Source organism: Candidatus Pelagibacter ubique HTCC8051 (genome assembly GCF_000472605.1).
In the GTDB taxonomy this organism is placed as follows: Bacteria; Pseudomonadota; Alphaproteobacteria; order Pelagibacterales; family Pelagibacteraceae; genus Pelagibacter; species Pelagibacter communis_B.
This window is the reverse complement of sequence record NZ_KI421440.1, coordinates 1,188,628-1,215,500: the sequence shown is the minus strand read 5'-3', so window position 1 is coordinate 1,215,500 and position 26,873 is coordinate 1,188,628. Positions and strand designations below refer to the sequence as shown.

The 26,873-nt window shown below is 27.5% G+C and carries 24 protein-coding genes and 1 tRNA gene; 17 read left to right on the top strand and 8 right to left on the bottom strand.

The features are described from left to right. Positions 1 to 13: 13 nt before the first annotated feature. From F754_RS0106565 to F754_RS0106520, 10 genes are read left to right on the top strand one after another with little or no spacing between them, the layout of a single operon-like run. A complete protein-coding gene (locus F754_RS0106565) occupies positions 14 to 1,168 on the top strand; it encodes a glycosyltransferase family 4 protein (RefSeq protein WP_023649119.1) in 1,155 nt (384 codons plus the stop codon). Continuing rightward, positions 1,168 to 3,084, top strand: a complete 1,917-nt coding sequence (thrS, locus tag F754_RS0106560) for a threonine--tRNA ligase (protein ID WP_023649118.1) — start codon at positions 1,168 to 1,170, stop codon at positions 3,082 to 3,084. Before F754_RS0106565 ends, thrS begins: the two co-directional genes overlap by 1 nt. After that, a complete protein-coding gene (locus F754_RS07755; protein WP_023649117.1) occupies positions 3,085 to 3,630 on the top strand; it encodes a translation initiation factor IF-3 in 546 nt (181 codons plus the stop codon). It begins immediately after the preceding gene. Between the two features lie 53 nt (positions 3,631 to 3,683). Beyond that, on the top strand, positions 3,684 to 3,890 hold the full coding sequence (gene rpmI, locus F754_RS0106550) for a 50S ribosomal protein L35 (protein ID WP_008545827.1): 207 nt from the start codon (positions 3,684 to 3,686) through the stop codon (positions 3,888 to 3,890). Positions 3,891 to 3,892: 2 nt separating this feature from the next. After that, positions 3,893 to 4,249 carry a 50S ribosomal protein L20 gene (gene rplT, locus F754_RS0106545; protein WP_023649116.1) on the top strand — a complete coding sequence of 119 codons (357 nt, stop codon included), beginning with the start codon at positions 3,893 to 3,895 and terminating at the stop codon, positions 4,247 to 4,249. Positions 4,250 to 4,292: 43 nt separating this feature from the next. Then, positions 4,293 to 5,360, top strand: a complete 1,068-nt coding sequence (gene pheS / locus F754_RS0106540) for a phenylalanine--tRNA ligase subunit alpha (protein WP_023649115.1) — start codon at positions 4,293 to 4,295, stop codon at positions 5,358 to 5,360. Then, on the top strand, positions 5,357 to 7,765 hold the full coding sequence (locus F754_RS0106535) for a phenylalanine--tRNA ligase subunit beta (RefSeq protein ID WP_023649114.1): 2,409 nt from the start codon (positions 5,357 to 5,359) through the stop codon (positions 7,763 to 7,765). The genes pheS and F754_RS0106535 overlap by 4 nt, the downstream gene beginning before the upstream one ends. Before the next feature lie 5 nt (positions 7,766 to 7,770). After that, entirely contained in the window at positions 7,771 to 9,576 is a 1,806-nt protein-coding gene (gene lepA / locus F754_RS0106530) for a translation elongation factor 4 (RefSeq protein WP_023649113.1), read from the top strand. After that, positions 9,577 to 10,614 carry a Gfo/Idh/MocA family oxidoreductase gene (locus tag F754_RS0106525; protein ID WP_023649112.1) on the top strand — a complete coding sequence of 346 codons (1,038 nt, stop codon included), beginning with the start codon at positions 9,577 to 9,579 and terminating at the stop codon, positions 10,612 to 10,614. Further along, positions 10,604 to 11,410: a hypothetical protein gene (locus F754_RS0106520; protein WP_023649111.1), complete on the top strand. Its 807-nt coding sequence runs from the start codon at positions 10,604 to 10,606 to the stop codon at positions 11,408 to 11,410. Before F754_RS0106525 ends, F754_RS0106520 begins: the two co-directional genes overlap by 11 nt. A 5-nt stretch (positions 11,411 to 11,415) precedes the next feature. On the opposite strand, the gene F754_RS0106515 is transcribed toward F754_RS0106520, so the two are convergent. Continuing rightward, positions 11,416 to 12,261 (bottom strand): glycosyltransferase, encoded by an 846-nt coding sequence (locus tag F754_RS0106515; RefSeq protein ID WP_023649110.1) that lies wholly within the window; start codon positions 12,259 to 12,261, stop codon positions 11,416 to 11,418. A 71-nt stretch (positions 12,262 to 12,332) separates the two neighbouring features. Here F754_RS0106515 and F754_RS0106510 point away from each other — a divergent pair, with 71 nt between their 5' ends. Next, positions 12,333 to 13,019, top strand: coding sequence for a class I SAM-dependent methyltransferase (locus F754_RS0106510; RefSeq protein ID WP_023649109.1), 687 nt, complete (start codon positions 12,333 to 12,335; stop codon positions 13,017 to 13,019). On the opposite strand, the gene F754_RS0106505 is transcribed toward F754_RS0106510, so the two are convergent. Together F754_RS0106505 and F754_RS0106500 are read right to left on the bottom strand one after the other, a co-directional pair. After that, on the bottom strand, positions 13,009 to 14,088 hold the full coding sequence (locus tag F754_RS0106505; protein WP_023649108.1) for a glycosyltransferase family 61 protein: 1,080 nt from the start codon (positions 14,086 to 14,088) through the stop codon (positions 13,009 to 13,011). The genes F754_RS0106510 and F754_RS0106505 overlap by 11 nt on opposite strands. Positions 14,089 to 14,100: 12 nt before the next feature. Further along, entirely contained in the window at positions 14,101 to 16,137 is a 2,037-nt protein-coding gene (locus F754_RS0106500) for a PQQ-binding-like beta-propeller repeat protein (protein ID WP_023649107.1), read from the bottom strand. Between the two features lie 48 nt (positions 16,138 to 16,185). On the opposite strand from F754_RS0106500, the gene F754_RS0106495 reads away from it, so the two are divergent. The 3 genes from F754_RS0106495 (at position 16,186) to F754_RS0106485 (ending at position 19,734) form a co-directional block, all read left to right on the top strand. Further along, positions 16,186 to 16,275 (top strand) — tRNA-Ser (locus F754_RS0106495). Between the two features lie 115 nt (positions 16,276 to 16,390). Beyond that, the gene (locus tag F754_RS0106490) at positions 16,391 to 18,451 is read left to right on the top strand and encodes a DNA gyrase subunit B (protein WP_023649106.1); all 2,061 of its coding nucleotides are present in this window, start codon (positions 16,391 to 16,393) and stop codon (positions 18,449 to 18,451) included. A gap of 2 nt (positions 18,452 to 18,453) precedes the next feature. Then, positions 18,454 to 19,734: an ActS/PrrB/RegB family redox-sensitive histidine kinase gene (locus F754_RS0106485; RefSeq protein ID WP_023649105.1), complete on the top strand. Its 1,281-nt coding sequence runs from the start codon at positions 18,454 to 18,456 to the stop codon at positions 19,732 to 19,734. On the opposite strand, the gene F754_RS0106480 is transcribed toward F754_RS0106485, so the two are convergent. From F754_RS0106480 to F754_RS0106470, 3 genes are read right to left on the bottom strand one after another with little or no spacing between them, the layout of a single operon-like run. After that, entirely contained in the window at positions 19,731 to 21,530 is a 1,800-nt protein-coding gene (locus F754_RS0106480; RefSeq protein WP_023649104.1) for a cobalamin biosynthesis protein CobT, read from the bottom strand. The two genes, F754_RS0106485 and F754_RS0106480, sit on opposite strands and share 4 nt — an antisense overlap. Continuing rightward, positions 21,531 to 22,505 (bottom strand): cobaltochelatase subunit CobS, encoded by a 975-nt coding sequence (gene cobS, locus F754_RS0106475; RefSeq protein ID WP_023649103.1) that lies wholly within the window; start codon positions 22,503 to 22,505, stop codon positions 21,531 to 21,533. Continuing rightward, entirely contained in the window at positions 22,489 to 23,022 is a 534-nt protein-coding gene (locus F754_RS0106470) for a DnaJ domain-containing protein (RefSeq protein ID WP_023649102.1), read from the bottom strand. Before F754_RS0106470 ends, cobS begins: the two co-directional genes overlap by 17 nt. Between F754_RS0106470 and F754_RS0106465 the strand changes: the two genes are divergently transcribed. Beyond that, positions 23,021 to 23,299: a BolA/IbaG family iron-sulfur metabolism protein gene (locus F754_RS0106465; protein WP_023649101.1), complete on the top strand. Its 279-nt coding sequence runs from the start codon at positions 23,021 to 23,023 to the stop codon at positions 23,297 to 23,299. The two genes, F754_RS0106470 and F754_RS0106465, sit on opposite strands and share 2 nt — an antisense overlap. On the opposite strand, the gene aroB is transcribed toward F754_RS0106465, so the two are convergent. Together aroB and F754_RS0106455 are read right to left on the bottom strand one after the other, a co-directional pair. Next, entirely contained in the window at positions 23,288 to 24,394 is a 1,107-nt protein-coding gene (aroB, locus tag F754_RS0106460; RefSeq protein WP_023649100.1) for a 3-dehydroquinate synthase, read from the bottom strand. The genes F754_RS0106465 and aroB overlap by 12 nt on opposite strands. Then, positions 24,381 to 24,893: a shikimate kinase gene (locus F754_RS0106455; protein ID WP_023649099.1), complete on the bottom strand. Its 513-nt coding sequence runs from the start codon at positions 24,891 to 24,893 to the stop codon at positions 24,381 to 24,383. The genes aroB and F754_RS0106455 overlap by 14 nt, the downstream gene beginning before the upstream one ends. A 57-nt stretch (positions 24,894 to 24,950) precedes the next feature. On the opposite strand from F754_RS0106455, the gene F754_RS0106450 reads away from it, so the two are divergent. Beyond that, positions 24,951 to 25,133 carry a hypothetical protein gene (locus tag F754_RS0106450; protein WP_023649098.1) on the top strand — a complete coding sequence of 61 codons (183 nt, stop codon included), beginning with the start codon at positions 24,951 to 24,953 and terminating at the stop codon, positions 25,131 to 25,133. Next, positions 25,108 to 26,868: a hypothetical protein gene (locus F754_RS0106445; protein ID WP_023649097.1), complete on the top strand. Its 1,761-nt coding sequence runs from the start codon at positions 25,108 to 25,110 to the stop codon at positions 26,866 to 26,868. The genes F754_RS0106450 and F754_RS0106445 overlap by 26 nt, the downstream gene beginning before the upstream one ends. Positions 26,869 to 26,873 lie beyond the last annotated feature (5 nt).

Genomic DNA, 26,873 nt, shown 5'->3' with positions numbered 1-26,873 from the left:
ATAATCATATCAAATGTCATCTAATTTAAAAGTTTTACAAGTTATACCAAAATTAGGTTATGGAGGGGCAGAAACAGGTTGCTTTGATATTGCACATTACTTACCAGAAAATGATTGTGGATCTTATATTGTAACTAGTGGAGGAGAACTTCTCAAATTTATTGATAAAAAAAAAGTAAAAATAATAAAACTTCCTGTTCATAGTAAAAATCCATTAATTATATTTATAAATTTTTTAGCTTTAATCGGCATAATACTTATTAATAATATTTCAATTGTGCATGCTAGAAGTAGAGCGCCAGCCTGGTCATGTTTGCTAGCAACTAAAATTACTGGTAGAAAATTTATTACTACTTTTCACGGGACTTATAATTTTAAAAGTAAAATTAAAAAATTTTACAATTCTGTAATGGTAAGATCAGATTTAATTATAGCAGGATCTAACTTTATTTTTTCTCATATCAAAGAAAATTATACTAAATACCTTGATGCTAAAAAAAAACTTTTAGTTATTTTTAGAGGTATTAACGTCGATTATTTTGATCCTACAACCAAATTATATAGTGATGAAAAAGAATTATTATTGAAATGGCAAATAGAAAAAGATAAAAAAATAATTCTTTTACCTGGAAGACTAACTGGATGGAAGGGACAAGAAATTTTTTTAGAGGCTGTAAATCTAGTAAATATTGAGCTTGGGTATGAGGCTTTTTATGCAGTAATACTTGGAAGTGATCAGGGTAGAGAACTGTATAAAAAAAAACTTATCAGGCTTTCAGAACAGTACAGATTGATTAATCAGGTAAAATTTATTGATCATTGTAAAGATATGGCTTTAGCTTACAAAGTTTCAGATATAGTAGTATCAGCTTCAATTGAACCTGAGGCTTTTGGAAGAGTAGCAGTTGAGGCCCAATCAATGGAAAGGCCAATAATTGCAAGCAATATAGGTGGATCCAATGAAACTGTGATTGACGAAAAAACAGGTTTTTTATTCGATTCTAACAATGCAAAATCATTAAGTAAAAAAATATTAAAAGTACTTTCAATGGATGAAGCATCATTAAAATCGATTGGTATAGAGGGAAGAAAAAACATAATTCAAAAGTTTAATGTTGAAAAAATGTGCTTTTCTACTTATTCAGAGTATAAAAAAATATTAAATTAATGCCTATAATTACATTACCAGATGGAAACAATCTAACATTTCCAAACAAAGTTACAGGTCTAGATGTAGCTGAAAAAATTAGTAAGTCACTTGCTAAACAAGCTATGGTCATAAGTGTTGATGGGGATTTAAAAGATTTAGATTTTTTAATAGAAAAAGATTGTTCTATTAAAATTTTTACGTCAAAAAATCCCGAGGGCCTAGAAACTATAAGACACGATACAGCCCATATATTAGCTATGGCTGTTCAAGAACTATTTCCTGGAACACAAGTAACTATTGGTCCAGTTATTGAAAACGGTTTTTACTATGATTTTGCAAGAAAAGAACCTTTTACAGAAGATGACTTAGAAAAAATTGAAAATAAGATGAAAGAAATTGTGGATAGAAATGAAATCACAAAAAGAGAAGTTTGGGAGAGAAATAAAGCTATTTCACATTTTAAAAAAAAAGGGGAAACTTACAAAGCAGAATTAATTGAAGCAATCCCAGATAATGAAGATGTGTCTATTTATTTTCATGGTGAATGGCACGATTTATGTAGGGGACCACATCTTTCTTCAACTGGAAAAATTGGAAAATTTTTTAAACTTACAAAAGTTTCAGGAGCTTATTGGAGAGGAGACTCTAGTAATGAAATGTTGCAAAGAATATATGGCACAAGCTGGGCAACCCAAAAAGATTTAGATGATTATTTAAAAAGAATTGAAGAGGCCGAAAAAAGAGATCATCGAAAACTTGGAAAAGAAATGGATCTATTTCATTTTAGAGAAGAAAGTCCAGGCTCAGTATTCTGGCACGAAAAAGGTTGGGCTTTATTCCAAAAATTGATTAATTATATGAGAGGAAGACAAGATGCTGCTGGTTACAAAGAAGTTAATACACCAGAGATACTAGATAGACAATTGTGGGAAAAATCTGGTCATTGGGAAAAATACGGTGAGAATATGTACACTTCAGAAACTCCAGATGAAAAAGTATTTGCTATTAAACCCATGAACTGCCCTGGTCATATTCAAGTATTCAATCAAGGTCTAAAAAGCTATAGAGACCTTCCTTTACGTATAACCGAATTTGGAAAAGTACATCGTTATGAACCATCAGGTGCTTTACATGGTCTATTAAGAGTAAGAGCTTTCACGCAAGATGATGCTCATATATTTTGTTCTGAGGATCAAATTACTAGCGAATGTTTAGAGGTAACTAATTTGATTTTAGATATTTATAAAGATTTAGGTTTTGAAAATGTAATTTTAAAATATGCAGACAGACCTGAAGTAAGAGTTGGTGATGATGAAGTTTGGGATAAAGCAGAAGCCTCTTTACTTGAGGCAGTTAAAGCTTCTAAATTAGAATATAGTATTAATAAGGGAGAAGGTGCATTTTATGGGCCAAAAATTGAGTTTGTATTAAGAGATGCAATTGGTAGAGATTGGCAGTGTGGAACTTTGCAAGTTGATTTAAATTTACCAGGAAGATTAGATGCCTCTTATGTTGATAAAGATGGATCTAAAAAAGTTCCAGTTATGCTACATAGAGCTCTATTTGGTTCACTAGAAAGATTTATTGGAATTTTAATTGAAAACTATGCTGGAAAGTTTCCATTTTGGATATCTCCTTTGCAAACTATGGTGATACCTATTTCAGAAGAATTTAATGACTATGCGGTCAAAGTATCAAAAAAAATAAAAGATGTAGGCATTAGTTCGTCAGTAGATTTAAAAAATAATAATTTAAATTACAAAATTAGAGATCATTCTTTAGCAAAAATACCGGTTTTGTTAATTTGTGGTAAAAAAGAAGTTGACTCTAATTCAGTAACTATTAGAAGATTAGACTCTAATAAACAAGAAAATATGGATATAGACCAATTTTTAAAAACATTCTCTGCTTTAAATAAAGTATCATCAAACTAAGTGGCAGATTTTAAACAAAACTATTTTCAAAGAAGAACTAAAGATAGAGGTCCTAGATCTAATAACAGAATCTCTTCACCGGATGTTCAGGTCATAGCGAGTGATGGTGAAAATCTTGGTGTGATGAATACCAATGAGGCTATCTCAATGGCAAAAAACCAAGGGTTAGATTTAATAGAGATAGCAGCTAATGCAAACCCGCCTGTTTGTAAAATTATGGATATGGGTAAATATAAATATGATGCCCAAAAGAAAGCAAATATAGCGAAGAAAAAACAAAAAATTGTTTTATTAAAAGAAATTAAAATGAGACCTGTTACTGAAACTCATGATTATGATTTTAAGGTTAAAAATGCAAAAAAATTTATAGCTAAAGGAGATAAAGTAAAATTTACTGTCAGATTTAAAGGCCGAGAACTACAACACTCTCATTTAGGAAAAGAATTAATGGATAAGATAAAAGATGACATGAAGGATATTGGCAAGGTAGAATTACATCCGAAGTTTGATGGTAAGCAAATGATCATGGTAATTCAGCCTTTATAGGCCTTAATATAGGTTGTAAATTTATATCAATCTTTGTATAACACCGCAGAATTATGCCAAAACTAAAAACTAAAAGCTCAGCAAAAAAAAGATTTAAAATATCAGCAAAGGGCAAAGTTATGACAGCCCAAGCTGGAAAAAGACATGGTATGATCAAAAGAACAAATTCTCAAATAAGAAAATTAAGAGGCACAACAACTATGTCTAAGCAAGATGGCAAAATTGTTAAATCATACATGCCTTACAGTTTAAGAGGTTAATAATGGCAAGAGTCAAAAGAGGCGTAACTAGCAAAGCAAAACATAAAAAAGTTTTGAAAGCTGTCAAAGGTCAATGGGGTAGAAGAAAAAATACTATTAGAGTAGCTAAGCAAGCAATGGAAAAGGCAATGCAGTATGCTTACAGAGATAGAAGAAATAAAAAAAGAGATTTCAAATCTTTATGGATACAAAGAATAAATGCTGGTGTTAGAGCTGAAGGTTTGACTTATTCTAAATTTATCAATGGTCTTGGAAAATGCGGTATTACAATTGATAGAAAAATTCTTGCTGAAATTGCTTACGATAGCCCGGAAGCATTTAAAACAATTGTGCAGAAAGCTCAATCCGCTTTAAATTAATCTTCGCTATTGTTTTTATTTCTTAAGGAAATAATCTATCAATATGTCAGACATAAAAAATATTCATAATGACTATTTAGCTAAACTTAGTAACAATTTAAGTTTAGTAGAAATTAATCAAATAAAAACAGAGCTGTTTGGAAAAAATGGATTGATTTCTTCTCAATTCAAAAATATCGGATCTATACCAGAGACAGATAGAAAAAAATTTGCATCAGATCTTAATCAAATTAAGGATGAGTTACAAAACTTAATAACAAATAAAATTAATGAGCTTGAGTCAAAAAAAATAAATGAAAAATTAGAAAAAGAACAAATTGATGTAACTCTTCCCGAAAGATCATTTGTTAAAGGTAAAATTCATCCTGTTTCACAAACTATAGATGAAATTTCATCAATCTTTTCTGAAATTGGATTTAGTGTTGAAGAAGGTCCAGATATTGAAAATGAATATAATAATTTTACAGCTTTAAATACTCCCGACAATCATCCAGCAAGAGATATGCATGATACATTTTATCTTAATGAGAATAAAGAAATTTTATTAAGAACTCATACATCTCCAGTTCAAATCAGAACAATGTTAAAAGATAAACCACCATTTAAAATTATTGCACCCGGAAGAACCTACAGGTCAGATAGCGATCAAACACATGCACCAATGTTTCATCAAGTAGAGGGTTTGCATATAGATAAAGACATAAATATGGGACACCTTAAGGGGTGTTTGAATTATTTTATTAAAGAGTTTTTTGAAGTGAAAAAAATTAAGATGAGATTTAGACCAAGTCACTTTCCATTTACTGAACCATCTGCAGAAGTAGATATAGGCTATGAAGTTAAAGATGGAAAAATAGTTATTGGAGAAGGTGATCAATGGCTTGAAATCTTAGGATGTGGAATGGTTCACCCTAATGTTTTAAAAAATGTGAAAGTTGATCCATCAAAGTATCAAGGATATGCATTTGGTATTGGGATTGATCGATTGGCGATGCTTAAGTATGGAATTAATGACTTAAGAGCTTTCTTTGATTGTGATTACAGGTGGTTAAATCATTTTGGTTTTGATCCTCTGGATGTGCCAACAAATTATAGAGGTTTGAGCAGATGAAAATCACATTTGATTGGTTAAAAGATCATTTAGATACAAAATTAAAAGAGGATAAGCTATTAGAGCAATTAACAAATGTTGGTCTTGAGGTTGAAAGTGTAGAAAATTTATCATCTGGTCTTGATTTATTCAAAGTAGCAAAAATTCTAAAGACAGAAAAACATCCAAATGCAGATCGACTTAAAGTTTGCGATGTTGATGTTGGAGAGAAAGAAATAAAAAAAGTAGTATGTGGTGCGCCGAATGCAAGAAAAGGATTGATTACAATATATGCTCCCCCTGGAGCTGTAGTTCCAAAAAGTAAAGTTAAGTTAGTAGTAGCTAAAATTAGGGATGTTGTTTCTTATGGAATGCTTTGTTCTGAGTCTGAATTAAATTTATCTGATGAAAGTGAGGGAATAACTGAATTACCGACAAAAGAATATGAGAAGAATATTGGAAAAAGTTATTTCTTAAAATCAAACTCTAATCTAATTGATTTATCTATCACCCCTAATAGACCAGATTGTCTTGGTGTTCGAGGGATAGCAAGAGACCTTGCTGCTTCAGGTTTTGGAAAATTAAAAAATTTAAAAGAAAAAAGAATTAAATCAAAAATCAAACAAACTTTAAAAGTAAAAATAAATAAAGAAAAAAATCAAGCATGTAGTTCATTTGGTAGCTGTCTAATTACTAATGTAAAAAATACCGAAAGTCCTAAATGGCTTAAAGATAAATTAATTTCAATTGGGCAAAAGCCAATTTCAGCAATAGTTGATATTACTAATTATGTAATGCTAGATATTAATCGTCCATTACACGCTTATGATGCAGATAAAATTGAAAAAGGTATTGTAGTTAGAAATTCAAAATCTGGAGAAGAGTTCACAGCTTTAGATAACAAAAATTATAAATTAGATGATGGGATGTGTGTAATTAGTGACAACAAAGGCGTATTAGGATTAGGTGGAATTATTGGGGGAACAAGATCTGGTACAGAATTTGATACTAAAAATATACTATTAGAGTCTGCATATTTTGAACCAAGATCTATTAGAAGTACATCAAAAAAACTAAACTTAGATACAGATGCAAAATTTAGGTTTGAAAGAGGTATTGATCCATTATCTATTGAAGATGGATTAAATAAAGCAGCATTATTAATTAAAGAGATTTGTGGTGGAGAAATTAGTAAAATTGATATTCAAAAAATTGAAACAGGCAAATTAAATACTATCAAATTTGACACCAACTTATTTGAAAAAATAACAGGTTTTAAGATCTCTGTGAAGGAAATTTTAAAAATCTTAGAAGACCTTGGTTTTAAAATTAAAAAAGAAAAAAAATATTTAAAATTAATTGTTCCTTCATGGAGACCAGATATTTTACAGGAAATAGATATTGTTGAAGAATTGGTAAGAATAAATGGTTATGATAAAATAAATATTATTGATCCAACAAAGGAAAGAAATAAATCTACTCTAACTCAGTCACAAAAGTTATTTCATTTTTTGCAAAGAGCAATTGCTTCAAAAGGATATTTAGAGGCAATAACTTGGTCATTTACTGATTCAAATTATAATGATCATTTCAAAGATAAGAATAAAGAAATTAAAATTATAAATCCTATAAGTTCGGATTTAGGAGTTTTGAGAAATTCAATATTTTCAAATTTAATTATGTATATGAGTAAAAATCTGGACAGAGGCTTTAAAGATTTATCAATATTTGAAATAGGGCCAATTTTTACTGGTTCAAATCCAGGGGAACAAAACACAGTAGTTTGTGGGTTGTCAGCAGGTAAAAAATCAAGATTATCGTGGATTGAAAAAGACAGAAATGTCGATGTATTTGATGTTAAAAGAGATGTAGTTCAAACTTTAGTTGAAGCAGGATATAATTCGGATAAATTTTTTATAGATAGTGAAACACCAAATTACTACCATCCAGGTAAGTCAGGTAGATTGTTTTTAAATAGAGGGAAAGATCAAATAGTAGCTTATTTTGGTGAGATTCATCCAAATATAATAAAAAAAATAGATATTAAAACAGAGTCTTTAGTTGGATTTGAAATTTTTGTAGATAATTTAAAACTACCAAAAAAAGCATTAAAAGATCAAAAGACTAAATTTGAAGTATCAGATTACCAAAAATCTGAGAGAGACTTTGCATTTATAGTGAATAAAGAAGTTAAAGCTCAAGATATAATTAATGCGGTTTCAAGTGTAGATCAAAAACTAATTAGTAATATTAAAGTTTTTGATGTCTATGAGGGTGAAAATATTCCAGAGAACCAAAAATCAATAGCAATTAGTGTGACCATACAATCATCTGAAAAAACATTAAATGATAATGATTTAGAAAACATCAATAATTCTATAATTAAATCAGTTGAAAATAAAACTGGTGCTAAGATAAGATCTTAAAGCAAATGAGTAATATTGGTAATATTAGAAACTTTGCGATCATTGCGCATATTGATCATGGTAAATCTACAATAGCAGATAGAATAATTCATAGCTGTGGTGGGCTTACAGAAAGAGAAATGAAAGCTCAAGTTTTAGACTCAATGGATATTGAGCGTGAAAGAGGTATTACAATCAAGGCTCAAACAGTTAAACTTAATTATAAAGCAAAAGACGGTAAAGATTATATTTTAAATATCATCGATACCCCAGGCCATGTAGATTTTAGTTATGAAGTTAGCAGATCTCTTTATGCTTGCGAGGGGTCAATATTAATTGTTGATAGCACCCAAGGAGTAGAAGCTCAAACGCTTGCAAATGTTTATCAAGCATTAGATATTGATCATGAGATTGTGCCAGTTTTAAATAAAGTTGATCTTCCAGCATCAGATTTAGATAGAACAAAAAAACAAATAGAAGAAGTGATAGGTATTGATACTGAGAATGCAATTCCATGTTCTGGAAAGACAGGTGAAGGTATAAAAGATATTTTAGAGCAAATTATTACAACTTTACCTAGTCCTAAAGGTGAAAGTTTAGGAGACCTAAAATGTTTATTAGTTGATAGTTGGTACGATACTTATCTTGGGGTTGTTATTTTAGTTAGAGTTATTGATGGTAAAATTTCAAAGAATATGAGAATTAAGATGATGTCAACCAATCAAGAATATTTTGTTGAAAAAGTTGGGGTATTTACCCCAAAAGCTACAGATATTAATGAGTTAAATGCTGGAGAAATAGGTTTTATTACAACTGGAATAAAAGTTTTATCAGAAACAAAAGTTGGCGACACTATATGCGATGCTGCGAAACCTTTAAAAGAAGCACTTCCTGGTTTTAAACCAAGTAAGCCAGTAGTATTTTGTGGATTATTTCCAGTTGATAGTTCTGAGTATCAAAAATTAAAAGATGGTTTAGCTAAACTACAATTAAACGATGCAAGTTTTTCATTTGAACCTGAGTCTTCTTCAGCATTGGGACTAGGTTTTAGATGTGGGTTTCTAGGCTTACTTCATTTAGAAATTGTTACAGAAAGATTAGAAAGGGAATTTGATGTAAATTTGTTAACAACAACTCCAGGTGTAGTATATAAAGTTCATATGAACAGTGGAGATATTATTGATCTTCATAATCCCTCAAGCTTACCAGAGCCAACATTAATTAAGTTAATTGAAGAACCATGGATAAAGGCAACTATAATTACTCCAGATGAATATTTGGGCTCAATAATAAAAATCTGTCAGGATAAAAGAGGAGTTCAAACCAATTTAAGTTATTCTGGAAATAGAGCTGTATTAAGTTATGAACTACCTTTAAATGAAGTTGTTTTTGATTTTAATGATCGCTTAAAATCAATGACGAGTGGATATGCTAGTTTTGATTATGAGATTATTGAACACAGAGAAGGTGATTTAGTAAAACTTGGAATTTTAGTTAATGCAGAACCAGTAGATGCATTAGCAATGATGATACATAAAGATTTTGCTCAAAGAACAGGAAGAGAGGTTTGCGAAAAACTAAAAGATTTAATCCCAAGACATAATTTTATGATACCAGTTCAAGCCGCAATTGGAGGCAAAATAATCGCTAGGGAAACTATTAAAGGTTTTAAAAAAGATGTTTTAACAAAAATTCATGGGGGAGGAGCAACAGATAGAAAAAGAAAACTTCTTGAAAAACAAAAAAAAGGTAAAGCTCGATCTAAACAGTTTGGAAGAGTAGAAATTCCTCAGGAGGCATTTATTGGTGTATTAAAAATAAGTAAGGAATAAATGAATAAAAAAGTTAATTGGGGAATAATTGGACTTGGAAACATTGCAATGAATTTTGCTAAAGCTAGCCAATTAACAGACAACGCTATTTTAAAAGGTATATCTAGCAAAAATAAAAAAAAAATTTCTAATTTCAAAGAATTATTTGGAGTAAAATCTGAATATTGTTTTGATAATTATGAAGATTTAATCAACTGTAGCGAAATTGAAGCAATTTATATAGCCCTCCCTAATTCAATGCATTATGATTTTATTGTAAAATGTATTGAGGCTAAAAAAAAAATTTTAGTAGAAAAACCTGCCACAAAAAATTTTTTAGAAATTAAATCCATAAAAGAAAATTATAATATAAATAAATTTTTTTATTCAGAAGGATTTATGTATTTACATCATCCACAAATTTTAGATGTTATCCAAATTTTAAAAAAAAAACTAATTGGAAATTTGATTTCTATAAAATCCAAATTTGGAATTAATATTCTTAAAAAGAAAAATTTTTTAGGAAAAGAAATTTTAAAAAAACAAGATATTAACAATAGGTTGTTTAATGAGGATTTGGGTGGAGGAGTAATTTTAGATTTAGGATGTTATCCAACTTCTTTTTGTATTTTAGTCGTGTCTTTATATTTTGATTTAGATATAAATAAAATAAAAGTTAAGACAAATAATAAACAGTTTGGAAACACTGGAGTTGAAATTGACTCGAGTGCATCTATAAGTTTTAACAATATAATTAATGCTGAAGTTGAAACTTCATTTATAAGAAATATTGGATCTGAAAGTGAAATTATTGGGGACAAAGGTAAATTACTAATTAGAGACACTTGGCAAGGATCTTCTTCTATAAATCTAATTTTAGACAATAAAAATAAAGAAATTCTTAATGATGCCAAAAATAATTGTTATTACTACCAAATAAAAAATATTAGCAATAGTATATTAAATAAAATGAGCAAACCTGATCAACCAATAATGGATTTTGAAAAAAGTTATATCAATATGAGCATATTAGAAAAATGGAAAAATAATGAAAAATAAGATTTTAGATTGCATTACTTTTTTTGATAATAATTTTATGTTTGATCTAAGATATAATATCTTAAAGAATCATGTGGACTATTTTGTGATATGTGAGTCTAAATATGATCATCAAGGAAATAGAAAAAAAAATAATTTTATACTCAAGGAAACTTATGAAAAAAATAAAATAAAATACATATTAATTGATGAAAAATTTCCTTTAAAAAATGATCCGTGGAGAAATCAGGCTTTACAAAGAGAATATATGCTAAATAAATTAAATTTTGCTGATAAAGATGACTATATTTTTTTTTCAGATCCAGATGAAATTCCCAGACCTGAATTGTTAATTGATTTTAGTTTAAAAAAAAAATTTGGAATATTTTTGCAACGTTGTTTTAATTTTAAACTTAACCTTTTTAATCCACATGAGTCCCCTTGGGAAGGCACAAGAGTAGCAAAAAAAAAGGACTTAAAATCAATTGATTTTATGCGACAAAAAATAAAATCAAAAAATTTAAATTATAGTTTTTTTCGATTTGATAAAGAGAAGAGTATAGAGCTATTCAATGAGGGGGGCTGGCATTTTAATAATGTTATGAATCCTCAGGAAATTTCACTTAAATTAACAACTTTTGCACATTCAGAGTTTTCAGACCCAAAATTTTCTGATGTAAAAATCATACAAGATAAAATAAATAGACAAGTAGATTTGTTTGATAGAGGTCATAAATATTTTAAAATTGAGATTGATAAGTCATTTCCACAATTTATAGTTGATAATAAAACTATTTACCAAAAATGGATATTATAGATAAGCTATTTTTTGTATTTTATATATGCGATTATTCTTGCATAGTATTTAATTAAATCAAAAAATTTTAGTGTAAAAAAACTTACCAAAATTTTAAAACAATAATTTGATATTTTTGATTTAAGTTTATTTATTTTATGATCACTAACATCTTTAAAATATACTAATTCATCTAAGGTAAAATATAATTCTCTTAAATAAATTTTATAAAATTTATTTTTAACTTTACTGACGCCATGAACATGAATACATTTTGAATTATAAATTTGTACAACATGTTTATTTATACTTTTAATTTTTTTGCATAATTCAAAATCAGAAAAAAAAATAAATAAATTTTCGTTAAACATTCCTACTTTTCGAAGATCTTCTATTTTTACAAACATTGACGATCCTAAAACTTTTTCTACACAAACATCTCCTTCAACTTTCAAAATTTCATTAGAATTTTCATTTTCTGGTAATTTGCCAGAATTATAACTTAGATTGTCATATTCATCATAACTAGTAGGTGAAACAATACCACAGTCTTGATTATTTTTAATATAATCATACAATTTTATTATGTTGTCTTCGTCGATATAACAATCTGCATTTTTGATAAATGCATATTTTGTCTTACAAAAATTTAAAGCTTTATTAAATCCTTTTGAAAACCCAAGATTTTTATCGCTTAGATAATAAGTTGATATTTTGAATTTTTGAATGATTCTATCTTTTAGTTTTTCATCACCTTTATTATCGATTATTATGATTTTAAAGTTTTTAATTTTCTCTAAATTTTTAAAAATAATTTCATCAGTTTCATCGTAGAGAACCATTAAAATTGTTATTTCAGGAATTATATTCATTAAATTATTTTATATAAAAAATATCATCATTATCTATTGCAGAGCTTAATGATTAAGATAATATTCTAATAATGGAAATTGTAAATAAAAGACAATGGAAGATAAATAAAATTTTTCATTATATACTAAGAGAAAGATTCAGAAAAAAAATTGAATTTAATTTTCCTAAAAATATAGATAGATGGAATTTGATAAATGAAGTAATTGTTATAAAAAATTTTTCTTCATACCTAGAAATAGGCTGTGATAACGACGATGCTTTTTCAAAAATTAAATTAAAAGACAAAATTGGTGTAGATCCTCATTCAGGAGGAAATTTCAGAGGCACAAGTGATTTATTTTTTCAACAAAATAAGAAAAAGTTTGATTGTATTTTTATTGATGGCCTCCATGAGTACGACCAAGTTAATAAAGATATATTAAATTCAATTGATAGCCTTAATGAAAATGGAATTATTTTATTACATGACTGTTTGCCCAAAAGTATGAACCAACAAGCTGTACCAAGGTTTCAATGGGTTTGGAATGGAGATGTTTGGAAAAGCATAGTAAAATTTAGATGCAGAAATGACTTAGATATTGTCACTTGTAAAATTGATCATGGAATATCTATTATTAGAAAAATTAATAATAAAGATCCTCTTTTGTTAGATATTAAAAATTTCAAAGAGTTAAAATTCAAAGATTTTTATTATAATCATATTAAATATATGAGAATTATGGAGTACGAAAAGTTAATAGAATATATTAAAGATTAATTTTCTTATCTAATTTTTTTAAATCAACAAATATATCTCCATTTTTATTTTTAAGATATTTTTTTTGAGATTCTATTGAATAATAATTCAAATTATTTACTTTTGATATTCTTTTATAATTTTTACCTGGGTGTTCAAAAGGTTTTAATTCTATAACTTTTGTTTTTGGTTTGCAGAAAATAAGATTTGTTAACGCTGCACCGTGTGCACCAATAATACAATTCGCGTTCCAAAACATATATATTTGTTTTGCAAAACTTTGATTGGCTAATCTTACAATCTTAAATTTTTTTCTTTTTAAAAATTTCTTTAACTCTAAATGATTAATAATTTGACAATGTGAAAACTTTGACTCCGCTCTATCTATATAAATGTTTTTGTTAATTTTAAATTTTTTCTTAAATTTTAGAAAAGTTTCTTTTACCCAGATTATTTCCCATCTTGGTAAATTATGTGATTGATCATGAAACTTGCCTTTAAAATACCACGGATGAGTTATAAAAAATAATTTTTTAGCATTAATATGTTTATAAATTTTACTTTTTATTATTTGTTTTTTTTTAATTCCTAGAAACTTTAAACTTTCTTCTTGTGATGAAGTTAAATTCCCTAAATAAAAATAGTCAATTTTGTTAATTGAATATTTTGACGTAAATATTCTAATTTTAGGTAATATATCCATTAACCAATGAAAGTAGTTTTCTGTACTTGCTCCCTGAACTAAAGATAGAACATTTCCATGATATTTTTTCTGAAAATTAGTTAACCCTTTTTTTAAAACTGAATTATTTTTTGCAGAAATTATTTTACTATTTCCATGCTGAAATGAAGACTCAACATGTAATTTTTTATTACTTATTGCGGCAACATTTTCTGTATTATCAGTAAAAACTGATCCATTTATTATTGAGTATATAAAATAATTTTTTTTTTTAAAAAATTTATTTTTTACTTTAATTTTTGAAATTAATTTTGAATTTTTACTTTTATCAATGCTAATATTTCCATATAAGAATTTGAAAAATATTTCTGATAATTTTTTATAATTTTTTTTTAATAAATTTTTCATTATAAATAAAAACTATTCCTTTAGTTTAAAGGCTACTAGCATATTTCCATATTCTACTAGATTGGGATAACCTTTTTTTAAAGTTTTGCCGCCACTAGAATGTAGGATGATATATTGTTTTTCATCATAAAGGTAAGTTGAAGGAGGACCCGACCCTATAAAAGGCAATTTTTTACTAAATAAAATATCTCCATTATTGCTATCAAAAACATATACCTTTTTATCCAATGTTCCTGTTGCAATTGCAATGTTGCCTGCTGTAGCTGTAACACCACCAAAGTTTTCTGTGCCTGTGTTTGGAAAACCTTTTTTTTTAAGATAATCATATTCTCCAAATGGAACCTGCCATATTATTTTACCTTTATTTAAATCTAAAGCTGTAAGAGATCCCCATGGTGGTTTGTTTACTGGATAACCATTTTTATCCAGAGCTCTATTAAAATAACTTGAGTATTTTGGTATTAAACTTTTTTTATCTTCAATCTTATTAATTCCAGTTTCCCAGAGAATATTGTTACTTGTAACATACATTATGCCATTATTATGGTCTACTGATCCACCCATCCATTCAGCACCACCGTTAAAGCTATATTGTAGTGTTTTTTTTCCTATTTCATAAGGTTGATAAAAACCAAAAATATGATTTTCATATTTAATATTTGTCTCTTCTTTAATTTTTTCATCATATGACCATAGATCTTGTTTAGAAAATTCATTTCTACCGAAAGGTTCTGGAAATTTTAAATTTGGTTGATAAAGACTAGTTTTTTCACCTGGTAATTTAGACATTGGAGCTTTACGAAATCTAAAGTTAAAAATTGGTTCTCCCGTTAGCCTATCAAGGATTAATGTATTAGATCTTTTTGTAGGGGTTACAACAACATCAATTTTTCTATTGTCTTTGATTATTGATGTTAAAATTGGTGGAGCAGGTAAGTCAGAATTCCATATATCGTGGGAAGTTTCTTGGAAACTCCAAAGAAATTCTTTTTTTTCCAAATCTACTGCAATTAAACTACTTGAATTAGGATTACTTCCTGGTCGCTGGGTGCCATCAAAATAAAAATGAGGATTACCTGTTGTAAAGTATAATATTCCTCTTTTTTTATCTAGTGAAATCCCTCCCCAAGAATTTGAACCATTGTTATTAAATTTTTTTCCTCCAAATCTTTTTGATATTTTGTTTATATATTTTAATTTCCATTTTGTTTCTCCTGAATACAAATCATATACTTCTATAGCTCTATCCCAAGTAACAATTACAATATTATCTTTATAAATTACAGGTGTAGTAACATTGAGACCAGTTCTTTTAACTTGACCATTCCCCCCAAATGACTTGATGAAATCTCCATTTTCAGCATTTAAAGCAATCAACCTCTCTCTATTAGAAAATATTATTCTTGAAATTTTATCATTATTATCTTTGTGATATAGCAAACCTCTTCGAGCTACTGAATTACCAAATTTCTTTGACTTCCAAATTAAATTTCCAGATTTTCCATCAAGTGCAACAATATATCCGCCAGCAATAGGTGTATATATTATCCCATCTACTATTATAGGATTAGCTTGAATATCTCCTTTAAAATTTTCCATTTCAAATATCCATGCAATTTCTAAGTTGGATGCATTTTTATTATTGATTTTTTTTAAATTTGAAAATCTATTTGAAGAATTGTTACCATGACTTCTTTCCCAATTTGAAAGATTTATAGGATTATTATCAATATTTTTTGTAAATTCTTTCTTATTTTTTAAAAATTTATATTCTGGAAGCTTATCTCTCTCATCATTATTTAAATTCCAATAATTTTTATGTTTATCAGAATATTTAACTAAAATATTCTCTAAAGTTCTATTATATAATTTATCAATTTTTTTAATTGTGATACTATTTACATTTTTAATATCATAAGTCACAATACTTTGATTCAAAAAAGAGATATCAATCTTTTTGTAATCTTTCCAAACCCAAAATAAAATTAGAAATAAAAATAACAAAAAAATTTTTTTTCTATTATTTTTTAATTTATTTATTAAATTCATATATTTATTTTCTTAATATATGATAAATCTACAAAACAACATGTTAATGGAGAGATGGCCGAGTGGTTGAAGGCGCACGCTTGGAAAGCGTGTAAAGGAGCAATCCTTTCATGGGTTCGAATCCCATTCTCTCCGCCATCAAATAACCCTATATTTTCAATCTTAATTAGCAATTTTTTACTTAATTTAGTGAAGATAAATAAGCATTTTTTACAAAAAATGTTATAATTTTTTTTTCCAAAAAAATTAAAAAATGACAAATAAAAACACATATCAGGCAGATTCCATTAAGGTTTTAAAAGGTCTTGAAGCGGTTAGAAAAAGACCAGGAATGTATATTGGAGATACAGATGATGGAACTGGTTTACATCATATGGTTTATGAAGTCGTTGATAACTCTATAGATGAAGCTTTAGCAGGTCATTGTAAAAATATTAATGTTAGAATTAATTCTGATGGAACTATTACGGTAAATGATGATGGTAGAGGCATTCCGGTTGATATGCATAAAGGAGAAAAAAAATCAGCTGCAGAAGTTATTATGACCCAACTCCATGCTGGTGGTAAATTTGATCACGACTCATACAAAGTTTCAGGTGGACTTCATGGTGTGGGTGTTTCCGTTGTGAATGCTTTGTCAGAATCACTACAATTAGAAATAAAAAGAGATGGAAAGAAGCACTTTATAGAATTTAAAAACGGTGAAGCAAAATTACCATTAAAAGTTATAGGAAAATCTAAAGATACTGGAACCCAAATAAAATTTTTGCCTTCAAAAGAAATTTTTTCTTCTACAAAATTTAGTGCAAACATCATTATTAAAAGAATGAGAGAGTTAGCTTTCTTAAATAAAGGTATTAAAATAATTTTTACAGATGCAAGTTTAAAAAAAGAAAAAGTATCTGAGTTTAAATTTGATGGTGGTGTACTTGAGTTTGTAGATTTTCTAGATGAAAAAAGAGAAAAATTACAAAATAAAAATGGTAATGATTTATTTAAAAAACCAATTTATATTGAGGGTAAAAAAGATAATATTGAACTTGAATGTTCATTAAAATGGAATGCAAGTTATGCTGAAGACATCTTTCCTTATACTAATAATATTTATCAAAAAGATGGTGGTACACATTTATTAGGTTTTAGAAGTGCATTGACTAGAGTTGTTAATAAATATGCAAATGAACACAATTTACTTAAGAAAAATAAGTTAGCAATTTCAGGAGATGATATTAAAGAAGGCCTAACTTGTGTGCTATCTGCAAAAATTCCTGATCCTAAATTTTCATCTCAAACAAAAGATAAGCTAGTTTCATCAGAAGTAAGGATAATTGTAGAAACAGTTATAAATGAAAAATTATCTATATGGTTTGATCAAAATCCATCAGTAGCAAAAATAATTTTAGCAAAAGTTATTCAAGCTGCAATGGCAAGGGATGTAGCTAGAAAAGCTAGAGAAAATGTAAGAAGAAAAGGTGCCCTGGAATTAAGTGGGCTCCCAGGAAAACTTGCTGACTGTCAAATAGGAAAACAAGATGGTACAGAGTTATTTATTGTAGAGGGTGATTCAGCGGGTGGATCAGCTAAACAAGGTAGAAATAGAGCTAATCAAGCTGTCTTACCTTTAAGAGGTAAAATTTTAAATACTTATGTTGAAGATTTAACAATAAAAAAAAATGGCAACGGAGATAGTTCCGAACAACAAAGAACGAAGGCTTTGTCAAAAATGATATCTTCTAATGAAATAGTTACTTTAATCAATGCACTAGGTTTAGATCCAAAAGTACAAGAAATAGATTTAAAAGACCTTAGATATGGAAAGATTATTATTATGACAGATGCTGATGTAGATGGGTCTCATATTAGGGCTCTTCTATTAACTTTTTTTAATAACAAACCATTTAATAAATTAATTGAAAATGGACATGTATATTTAGCTCAACCCCCATTATTTAAAATCAATAAAGGTACAAAGGGAATATATATTAAAGATGAAAAAGAATTAGAGGATTATATTGTTAATAACAATAAAGAATTAAAAAAATTAAAAAGAGGGTCAAAAGAATTTATAAAAGAATTAGATCTAGAAAAATCTAAAATGAATATTCAAAGGTTTAAAGGTTTAGGAGAGATGAACCCAGAAGAATTATGGAGCACAACGCTCGACCCTGAAACAAGAAATCTATTACAAGTACAGTATTCAAAAGATTTTAAGAAAGATCAAAGTCTGATACATACTTTAATGGGAAATGATGTTGCACTAAGAAAAGATTTTATAATTTCTAACGCAATCAATGTTCAAAATCTTGATATCTAATAATGAAGTTCTTTGAAACTTCAAAATATCATTTTTTTAAAAAATCAACCTATATTAGTTTAAGATGGATTGGTATTATCGGACAATTAATATCAGTTAACTTTGTTTATTTTTTTTTAAATTTTAATTTTGACTTTATCATTTGTAATTTAGTCATATTTTTGGGTATCTTAAGTAATTTATTTTTAATCTTTATATACAAAAAAACACAACTATCCGATAGGTCAGCTTTTATCTTTTTAGTAATCGATATTTTGCAATTAGGTGCTTTACTCTATCTTACTGGAGGAGTTACTAATCCATTTGTTATTTTTTTATTGATCCCAAGTATTTTTTCATCATCAAATTTAAGTTTTAGAACTAATTCTTTATTAGTATTGCTCACAACAGTTATAATTTTCATACTTACATTTTATTCATTGGAATTACCGTCTCCAATTAGTGATCATTTTCATGTAAGTCCGTACTATTTTTACTCAATTCCAATTGCATTAATAATTGCTTTATTTTTTTTAAATTATTTAGCAATGTCATTTGGAACACAATCTAGATTAAGAAGAGAGGCATTAGCAAAAATGGAAGAAGTGATGGCCACTGAGCATGAACTTTTGTCTTTAGGAGGGCAAGCTGCTGCCGCCGCTCATTCACTCGGAACCCCTTTGTCAACAATAAAGATTATTGCTCATGATCTAGAGAAACAATTTAAAAATCAAGATGATGTTAAAAAAGATATAGAGTTACTGTCTAGTCAGGTAGAAAGATGTAATGAAATTTTAAAACGATTAACTTTAAATCCTGTTGAAGAAGATGATTTCATTGATAAAGATCTTTCAATGAAAGACTATTTAAGTGAAATTATATCTTCATTTAAAGAGATTAGTAAAAAAAAGTTTATTTTTAATCATGATCAATTTTCAAATCTAAAAAAGATAAATAAATCTATAGAAATCGTATATGGCTTAAGAAATTTTATTGGAAATGCTAATAAATTTTCTAAAGAAGCAGTTTATATAAATTTAAAAAGTGATAGTGAAATTACAGAAATTATTATTGAAGACGACGGTAATGGTTATCCAAAAGATGTCTTGTCAAAAATTGGAGAACCATATTTAAGATCAAAAGATCCTATTGAAAAGTCAAAAACAGGCCTCGGATTAGGTTTATTTATTGGTAAAACACTTTTAGAAAAAAATTTTGCCTCAATCAATTGTAGAAACTCAAAAACCAGAAGTGGAGCAGAAGTTATTATTAAATGGAATAATAAAGATTTGTTTAATATTTAGTGAAATTTTCTTTTAGTTTCAAATAAAGAACTTAATTGAGATATCATAACATCCCCTAATTCATTTACATCTGTAATTTTTATTGCTCTATCATAATATCTTGAAACATCATGACCAATACCAATTGCTAAAACTTCAATTTCAGTTTTGGTTTCTATGAATTTTACCATTTTTTTTAGATGCTTTTCTAAAAAATCTCCTGAATTTACTGAAAGAGTAGAGTCATCTACTGGTGCACCATCAGAAATTACCATCATAATTTTTCTTTCTTCTTTTCTCTTCTTAATCCTATTGTAAGCCCAAGAGATAGCTTCTCCATCTATATTTTCTTTTAACAGGCCCTCTTTTAACATGAGTCCTAAATTATTTTTTGCTTGTCTCCAGTGAGTATCAGCCCCTTTGTAAATTATATGTCTTAAATCATTTAATCTTCCTGGAGTTTTAGGTTTTAAATTTTTATTCCAAAGCTCTCTACTTTGTCCACCTTTCCAATTTTTTGTTGTAAACCCTAAAATTTCAACTTTAACTGAGCACCTTTCTAAAGTTCTAGACAATATATCTGCACATATTGCAGCTATCGTAATAGGTCTTCCTCTCATGGATCCAGAATTATCAATTAATAAAGTTACAATTGTGTCTTTAAAATCTAAATCTTTTTCTTTTTTAAATGACAATGAATTATATGGGTCCATAATAATTCTAGGTAACTTTGAACTATCAAGTAACCCTTCCTCTAAATCAAAATCCCATGCTCTATTTTGCTTTGCAAGTAATTGTCTTTGTAGTTTATTTGCAAGTTTAGTTATTACGTCTTGAAATCCTATTAACTGTTGGTCTAGTGTTCTGCGAAGCTTTGCCGCTTCGTCAGCATTCTCTAATTTTTCAGCTTTTGTGACCTCATCATATTGAGTTGTAAAAATTTTGTAATCTAAATTAATATTATCAAGAGTTTTTTGAACAATTTGTTCTGAACTTTGTTCATCTGATTCAGTGTCTGAAAGTTGTTCATCTAGATTAAATTCATCAACATTATAATCAGCGTCTAAACTTGCTTGTGTTTCCTGGTCATTATTCTCATCTTTATTATCATCCTTATCTTTATTCTGGTCATCATTTGAAGGATTATCTTGTCCTTGATCTTGATTTTCTTCTTTTTTTTCTTCATCCTCTTCACTTTGAAAAATATCCATTTCTTCTAAAATTTGAGAAAATCTTGAGCTATAGTTTTCTTGATTTTCTAAATTATCCTGCAAAAATTTCTTATGTTTTTCTACTGATTGCTCAAAGTCTTTTTCCCAAAAATTTAACATTTTTGTAGTTAAAGGATTAAGTTTTATTTGATGAAAGTTTTTCAGCATATATAACTCGAATGCTTCAGTTACAGGCACATCTTCCTTTGTTCTTAATTGGTCTTTCCTTTTAGTACTAATTATATGTGAGTAGTTTTCATGAAAATTTTTTTCAATTCCTTTAAGCATTTTGCCACCTAATGCTTCATATCTTATTTTTTCTGCTATGTTGTATAGAGATCTTGAGGAAGTATTTGATGGTAGATTTTTTCTATAAACAATGTCATCAGAAAATTTTTTTTTTAAAGCAGAAGAGTCAGTTTCAGCTCGTAATTTAATAAAATCACTTGGGTTATTAAGATTATCAATTTCAATTAAATTTAAATCTTTCTTTTTATCATTTTCTGATGAGTTATCTTTTAAATCAAAATCATCTGAAATTACTTTTGCTGTTGAAGTTAATGCAATTCTAAATTTTTCTTTTAAACTTACTATCTTATCACTCATTTAAATCTGAATATTCATCAAAGACTCAGGAAGCTCTTCACCAAAACACCTTTGATAATATTCTGCGATAGTATTTTTTTCAATTTCATCACACTTGTTAAGAAAAGTTACTCTAAAAGCATAACCTATGTCTTTAAAAATCTCTGAGTTTTCAGCCCAATGCATCACAGTTCTTGGACTCATAACTGTTGAAATGTCACCTGCAATAAATCCTTTTCTTGTCAAGGAGGCCACTTTTATCATATTGGCAACTTTTTCTTTACCTTTCGCATTATTAAGATTTTTATTTTTTGCTAAAACTATATCTAATTCTCTTTCAAGGTTAAGATAGTTAAGTGTAGTTACAATGTTCCATCTGTCCATTTGACCCTGATTTATTTGTTGAGTTCCATGATAAAGGCCTGTGGTATCACCTAATCCAACAGTATTTGACGTAGCAAATAGTCTAAAAAATTTATTTTGTTTGATAACTTTGTTTTTATCCAGAAGAGTAAAGTTACCTTCTGCCTCCAAAACTCTTTGAATTACAAACATTACATCTGGTCTACCAGCATCATACTCGTCAAAAACAAGAGCGACAGGATTTTGTATAGACCAAGGTAAAATACCTTCATTAAATTGTGTAACCTGTTTTCCATCTTTAAGAACAATGGCATCTTTTCCAATCAAATCTATTCTACTAACGTGGCTATCTAAATTTACTCGAATACATGGCCAGTTTAATCTGGCAGCGATTTGCTCTATATGAGTTGATTTACCTGTACCATGATATCCTTGAACCAAGACTCTTTTATTGTGGGCAAAACCAGAAATTATTGCCATTGTAGTGTCTCTATCAAATTTGTAACTTTTGTCTATTTCAGGAACGTACTCATTTTTTTTTGAAAATGCATCTACTTCCATTTCAGAGTCGATTCCAAAAGTTTGTTTTAATGAAACTTTTATATCAGGTTGAATATTAAGATTTGGTGTCAATTTTATCTCTATAAGTATTTTTAAGCTGTGTGTAAGCTAAAGTAATTAATTTAAGTTTTTCCTCATATTTTTTGTTACCAGCATTTATATCTGGGTGATATTTTTTGACAAGCAATTTGAACTTATCTTGGACTTTTATCCACTTCAATCCAACAGAAATTCCCAATATACCAAAGGCTTTAATGTCTTTATGATTAAATTTAAATTGCCGCATATGATCGTAGTCACCGTTAATTTTATCTTTGTCCAATTCATCTCTTAATGTGTTATTCCAAAGAACCTTAAAGAAATTGTCAGAGGAGCTGAAGCTTTGTGTGGGTTTGTGCCAAATCATATCTGATTTTAAGAAATTTAAAACTTGATCATCATTCATTCCTGAAAAATAATTCCAATTTTTATTAAACTCCTTCACGTGCTCAAGACAAAGCATCCTGTATTTTTTACTGTTATCTTTTTCGACTGGTGCTTTATATTCACCAATTTTATTACAATTATTCCAGTCGCAAATATTTTTCATGATGTATAATATGTTTATGGATATAAATGAGTTAATTGCAATTGTAAAAAAAAAACTTACCGATCAAATTAATATTGAAAGCATTGAAATAGAGGATAAGTCTTTTCTTCATAAAAATCATGCTGGTAATCAAGAGGGCAGATATCATTTGAAAATTATTTTGAGTTCAAGTGAATTAAAGGTCTTGAGCAGAATTGAAAGTAATAAAAAAATTTACAAAATTTTAGATAAAGAATTAAAAGAACACATTCACTCAATACAAATACTAATTTCTTAATTCTCTTTTTAGAAACTCAGATAAATTATGTTTTGTGTATTCTCTATTTATAATTGGATGACCAATCTTTTTTAATAAAACTAAATTAATTTTATTTGAGTTGTTTTTTTTATCTTTAGCCATAAAGGATAATATTTTATTTAAATCTCTAGTTTTAAAAAATTTTTTTAATTTTGATGGCAAATTTGTCTCTGAAATATGCTTTAAGACTAAATAATAGTCATTTTTTTTAATTAAATTATTTTTTAAACTAAAACTTAATGCGCTTTGCATACCAAGTATTACAGCCTCACCATGGTTAAGTTTTTTTGAATAACCTAAAGAAGCCTCATAGGCATGAGCAAATGTGTGCCCAAAATTTAATATTTTTCTTAAGCCTTTTTCTTTTTCATCTTTTTCTACAACATTTTTTTTTATTTTACAGCTTTGGTATATAGCTTTTTCAATATATGGAGACGAAAGTTTTAAAATTTTATCACTATTTTTATCTAAAAAATTGTAAAAACTTTTATTAGCAATTAAAGAGTGTTTTAAAATTTCACCATAACCACAAATCAATTCTCTTTTTGGTAATGTTCTTAAAAATTGAACGTCTGATATAACTAGACTGGGTTGATAAAAACTTCCAATTAAGTTTTTTCCATATTTAGTATTTACTCCTGTTTTTCCTCCAATAGAGGAGTCGACTTGAGATAATAGGGTAGTTGGAATATTGATAAATTTTAATCCTCTTTTAAATAAACTGGCAGCAAAACCACTTATATCACCTGTAATTCCTCCACCAATAGAAATAACACAATCCTCTCTCGAAAAATTTTTGTTTAGCAAAATATCTAAGATTTTATTCACACTACTAAAATTCTTATTCATTTCATTAGCCTTAAAAAAATGAACATAAAGTTTTTTTGTGCGAAGAGATCTTTTAATCTTTGTAATAAATTGGTTAGAAATATTCTTATCAATAATTAGCAAACATTGTTTGAAATCAATTGAGTTTTCTTTTAAAATTTTTGATATACTGTCTCCTAAATTTGAACCAATAATAATTGAATATTTTTGAGTTTTGGTATTTATTTTTAACTTAGTGGAATTCATAATTTTTTAAAACTTTTTTAACAATTTCACTTTTAGACATTTGATCACATTTAATTTCATATACTGCTTTGGAATAAATGCTAGATCGTTTTTTTATTAAATCAATCAATTCATTTTCTGTTGCATTGAAAGCAAGAGGTCTTTTTTTACTGTTTTTTATTCTATTTAATAATATTTGATTATTCCAGTTCAACCAAAAAGAGATATGGTTTTTGAGAATTTCTTTTCTAATAATCTTGTTCACAAATGCCCCTCCACCAAGTGATATTACAATTGAATTAATCTTTAATATTTTAAGAGTTATTTTTTCCTCACATTTTCTGAAGTAATCTTCACCTTTTGTCTCAAATATTTTTGCTATAGATAGGCCTAATTCTTTTTCGATTTCTTTATCTATGTCTACGAATTTAACCTTTAATTTTTTTGCAACCAGCGAACCAATAGAGCTCTTTCCAGATCCCATCATACCTAAAAATACAAGATTTTCTTTTGATTTCATAAGTTTCTTTATTGAAAAAACACAAATATGTCTTAATTTGAAATTAACTAAAGTTATATGCAATTCAATAAAAATACAAGTTCGGGTAAAGCTAATATCATTGCTATAACTATTAAATCTATAATTGGTATTGTTGTTATTTTTGGACTTATTTTTTTTTTGAATAAAGTAGAATTTCCAGCTCCAAAAAAAGAAATAGAAAAAACTATTCCAAATGAAAATTTCAAAATTGTTAAATAAGAAAAATTTATCAATTATAATTTTTTCTTTATTATCTTTGCCATCATTTGCAGAGGATAAACCTGTAGATATTTGGAATATAGATAAACAAGAACCAGAAACTATTTCTGAAGAAAATTTATCTGTCGAAAAAAAAAAAGAAATATCTGAAAACAGTATTTATAAAATGCAATCAGATAAAAATGAAGACACTATAAAATTAGATCAAGACCTAAGGTCAAAAACAATTAAAATTGTAGGATTATATGATCCTCAAGATTATGGATTAAGTATTAGTATGTGGTCAAACTCTGATGGCCAAACATTAAAAAAACTTTTTAAAAAAATAGATCAATACGATCTTTCAAAAGATGCCTCTGAAATTCTTAATATTTCTTTATTAACGAATGCTTATCATCCAGATCAAAATATTACTGATGAAGAGTTTCTAAAATTTAAAACAAAATGGTTAATAAAAAATTCTGATCTTGAATTGATAGAAGAATATCTTATAAAAAATCAGATCACTAATTTACATCCAGAGCTAATGAGATATATGGTTGATAAATACTTATCTCAATCGGACATTAAGAAATCATGTGAGATTTTTTCTAAGATTAAAGAACCTTTAGAAAATGAATATTTATCGAAATTTAACTTATATTGTTTGATTAATTATGGAAAAAATGAGGAGGCCCAATTAATTTTAGATTTAAAAAAAGAGTTAGGTTTTAAAGATGAATATTTTGAAAATAAAATAAATTATTTGTTTGGCTATGTGGATGAAGCAGATAAAAAAATTTCTGAAAATTCTATTTTAGATTTTCATTTAGCTCATCGAACAAACCCTGAATTTAAATTTGAACCAAATGAAGATACTCCTAATTTAATTTGGAAGTATTTATCATCTTCTAATTTATTATATAGAATTCAGGATTTAGAGATTACAGATATAGATAAAATTTCAACTATTGAAAAAGCCACTCATGATAAGAATTATTCTGAAGAAGAATTATTTGATTTTTATAAGCGATTTCAATTTAGTATTAATCAACTTTTAAACACTCAAGAGACATATAAATCCCTTTCATCTATAGAAAGTAAAGCTTTAGTATATCAAAGATTACTTTTAACAGAACAGCCAAAACTAAAACTTGAGTTAATGAAAATTTTAAAAGATATTTTTGAGTCTGAAGGTATAGGAAATGCATTTGATGAAGAGCTTAAAAAATTTCTAACACAGATTGATGAAGCAGAGGTACCTTCAAATTTTACAACTTTCTATGGTCAATATGGAAAAAATGATGAAATAATTAATAAAAAGATCAAATATAATAATAAAATATTACACCAATCTAAATTGGTAAATTATTTTAATGGAGATTACGCAAAATCAAAAATTGAAGAAGATCTCAATAAGTTTTTGAAAAAAATAAAAAAAGATAAAAAATATTTTTTATCTAAGAAAGATATAATTTTTCTTGAAGCTTTAAAATCTGATGGAATTGAAATTTCAAAAAAATATGAAAATCTTTACAAAGTTAACAAATCAGAGATGCCGTCAGATATTCAGAAAATGATTGATAATAAAGAGATTGGAGCAGCATTACTTAGAATAATAGAGGTAATTGGACCAGAAAAAATTGAAGATATAGATGACGATACAGTTTACTTTATCATTAATACACTGAATCAATTAAATACCGACTCAATTAGAAATAAACTACTTTTAAAAGTTCTTCCTTTAAAAGTTTAAAAATT

Coding starts and splice junctions, on each gene's coding strand:
- F754_RS0106470 (WP_023649102.1), bottom strand. CDS start 23,022: ATGAAAAATATTTGCGACTGGAATAATTGTAATAAAATTGGTGAATAT.
- F754_RS0106520 (WP_023649111.1), top strand. CDS start 10,604: ATGAAAAATAAGATTTTAGATTGCATTACTTTTTTTGATAATAATTTT.
- F754_RS0106525 (WP_023649112.1), top strand. CDS start 9,577: ATGAATAAAAAAGTTAATTGGGGAATAATTGGACTTGGAAACATTGCA.
- F754_RS0106510 (WP_023649109.1), top strand. CDS start 12,333: ATGGAAATTGTAAATAAAAGACAATGGAAGATAAATAAAATTTTTCAT.
- F754_RS0106500 (WP_023649107.1), bottom strand. CDS start 16,137: ATGAATTTAATAAATAAATTAAAAAATAATAGAAAAAAAATTTTTTTG.
- F754_RS0106465 (WP_023649101.1), top strand. CDS start 23,021: ATGATGTATAATATGTTTATGGATATAAATGAGTTAATTGCAATTGTA.
- F754_RS0106485 (WP_023649105.1), top strand. CDS start 18,454: ATGAAGTTCTTTGAAACTTCAAAATATCATTTTTTTAAAAAATCAACC.
- thrS (WP_023649118.1), top strand. CDS start 1,168: ATGCCTATAATTACATTACCAGATGGAAACAATCTAACATTTCCAAAC.
- F754_RS0106535 (WP_023649114.1), top strand. CDS start 5,357: ATGAAAATCACATTTGATTGGTTAAAAGATCATTTAGATACAAAATTA.
- F754_RS0106515 (WP_023649110.1), bottom strand. CDS start 12,261: ATGAATATAATTCCTGAAATAACAATTTTAATGGTTCTCTACGATGAA.
- F754_RS0106455 (WP_023649099.1), bottom strand. CDS start 24,893: ATGAAATCAAAAGAAAATCTTGTATTTTTAGGTATGATGGGATCTGGA.
- rpmI (WP_008545827.1), top strand. CDS start 3,684: ATGCCAAAACTAAAAACTAAAAGCTCAGCAAAAAAAAGATTTAAAATA.
- lepA (WP_023649113.1), top strand. CDS start 7,771: ATGAGTAATATTGGTAATATTAGAAACTTTGCGATCATTGCGCATATT.
- aroB (WP_023649100.1), bottom strand. CDS start 24,394: ATGAATTCCACTAAGTTAAAAATAAATACCAAAACTCAAAAATATTCA.
- F754_RS0106450 (WP_023649098.1), top strand. CDS start 24,951: ATGCAATTCAATAAAAATACAAGTTCGGGTAAAGCTAATATCATTGCT.
- pheS (WP_023649115.1), top strand. CDS start 4,293: ATGTCAGACATAAAAAATATTCATAATGACTATTTAGCTAAACTTAGT.
- rplT (WP_023649116.1), top strand. CDS start 3,893: ATGGCAAGAGTCAAAAGAGGCGTAACTAGCAAAGCAAAACATAAAAAA.
- F754_RS0106480 (WP_023649104.1), bottom strand. CDS start 21,530: ATGAGTGATAAGATAGTAAGTTTAAAAGAAAAATTTAGAATTGCATTA.
- F754_RS0106445 (WP_023649097.1), top strand. CDS start 25,108: ATGAAAATTTCAAAATTGTTAAATAAGAAAAATTTATCAATTATAATT.
- F754_RS0106565 (WP_023649119.1), top strand. CDS start 14: ATGTCATCTAATTTAAAAGTTTTACAAGTTATACCAAAATTAGGTTAT.
- F754_RS0106505 (WP_023649108.1), bottom strand. CDS start 14,088: ATGAAAAATTTATTAAAAAAAAATTATAAAAAATTATCAGAAATATTT.
- F754_RS0106490 (WP_023649106.1), top strand. CDS start 16,391: ATGACAAATAAAAACACATATCAGGCAGATTCCATTAAGGTTTTAAAA.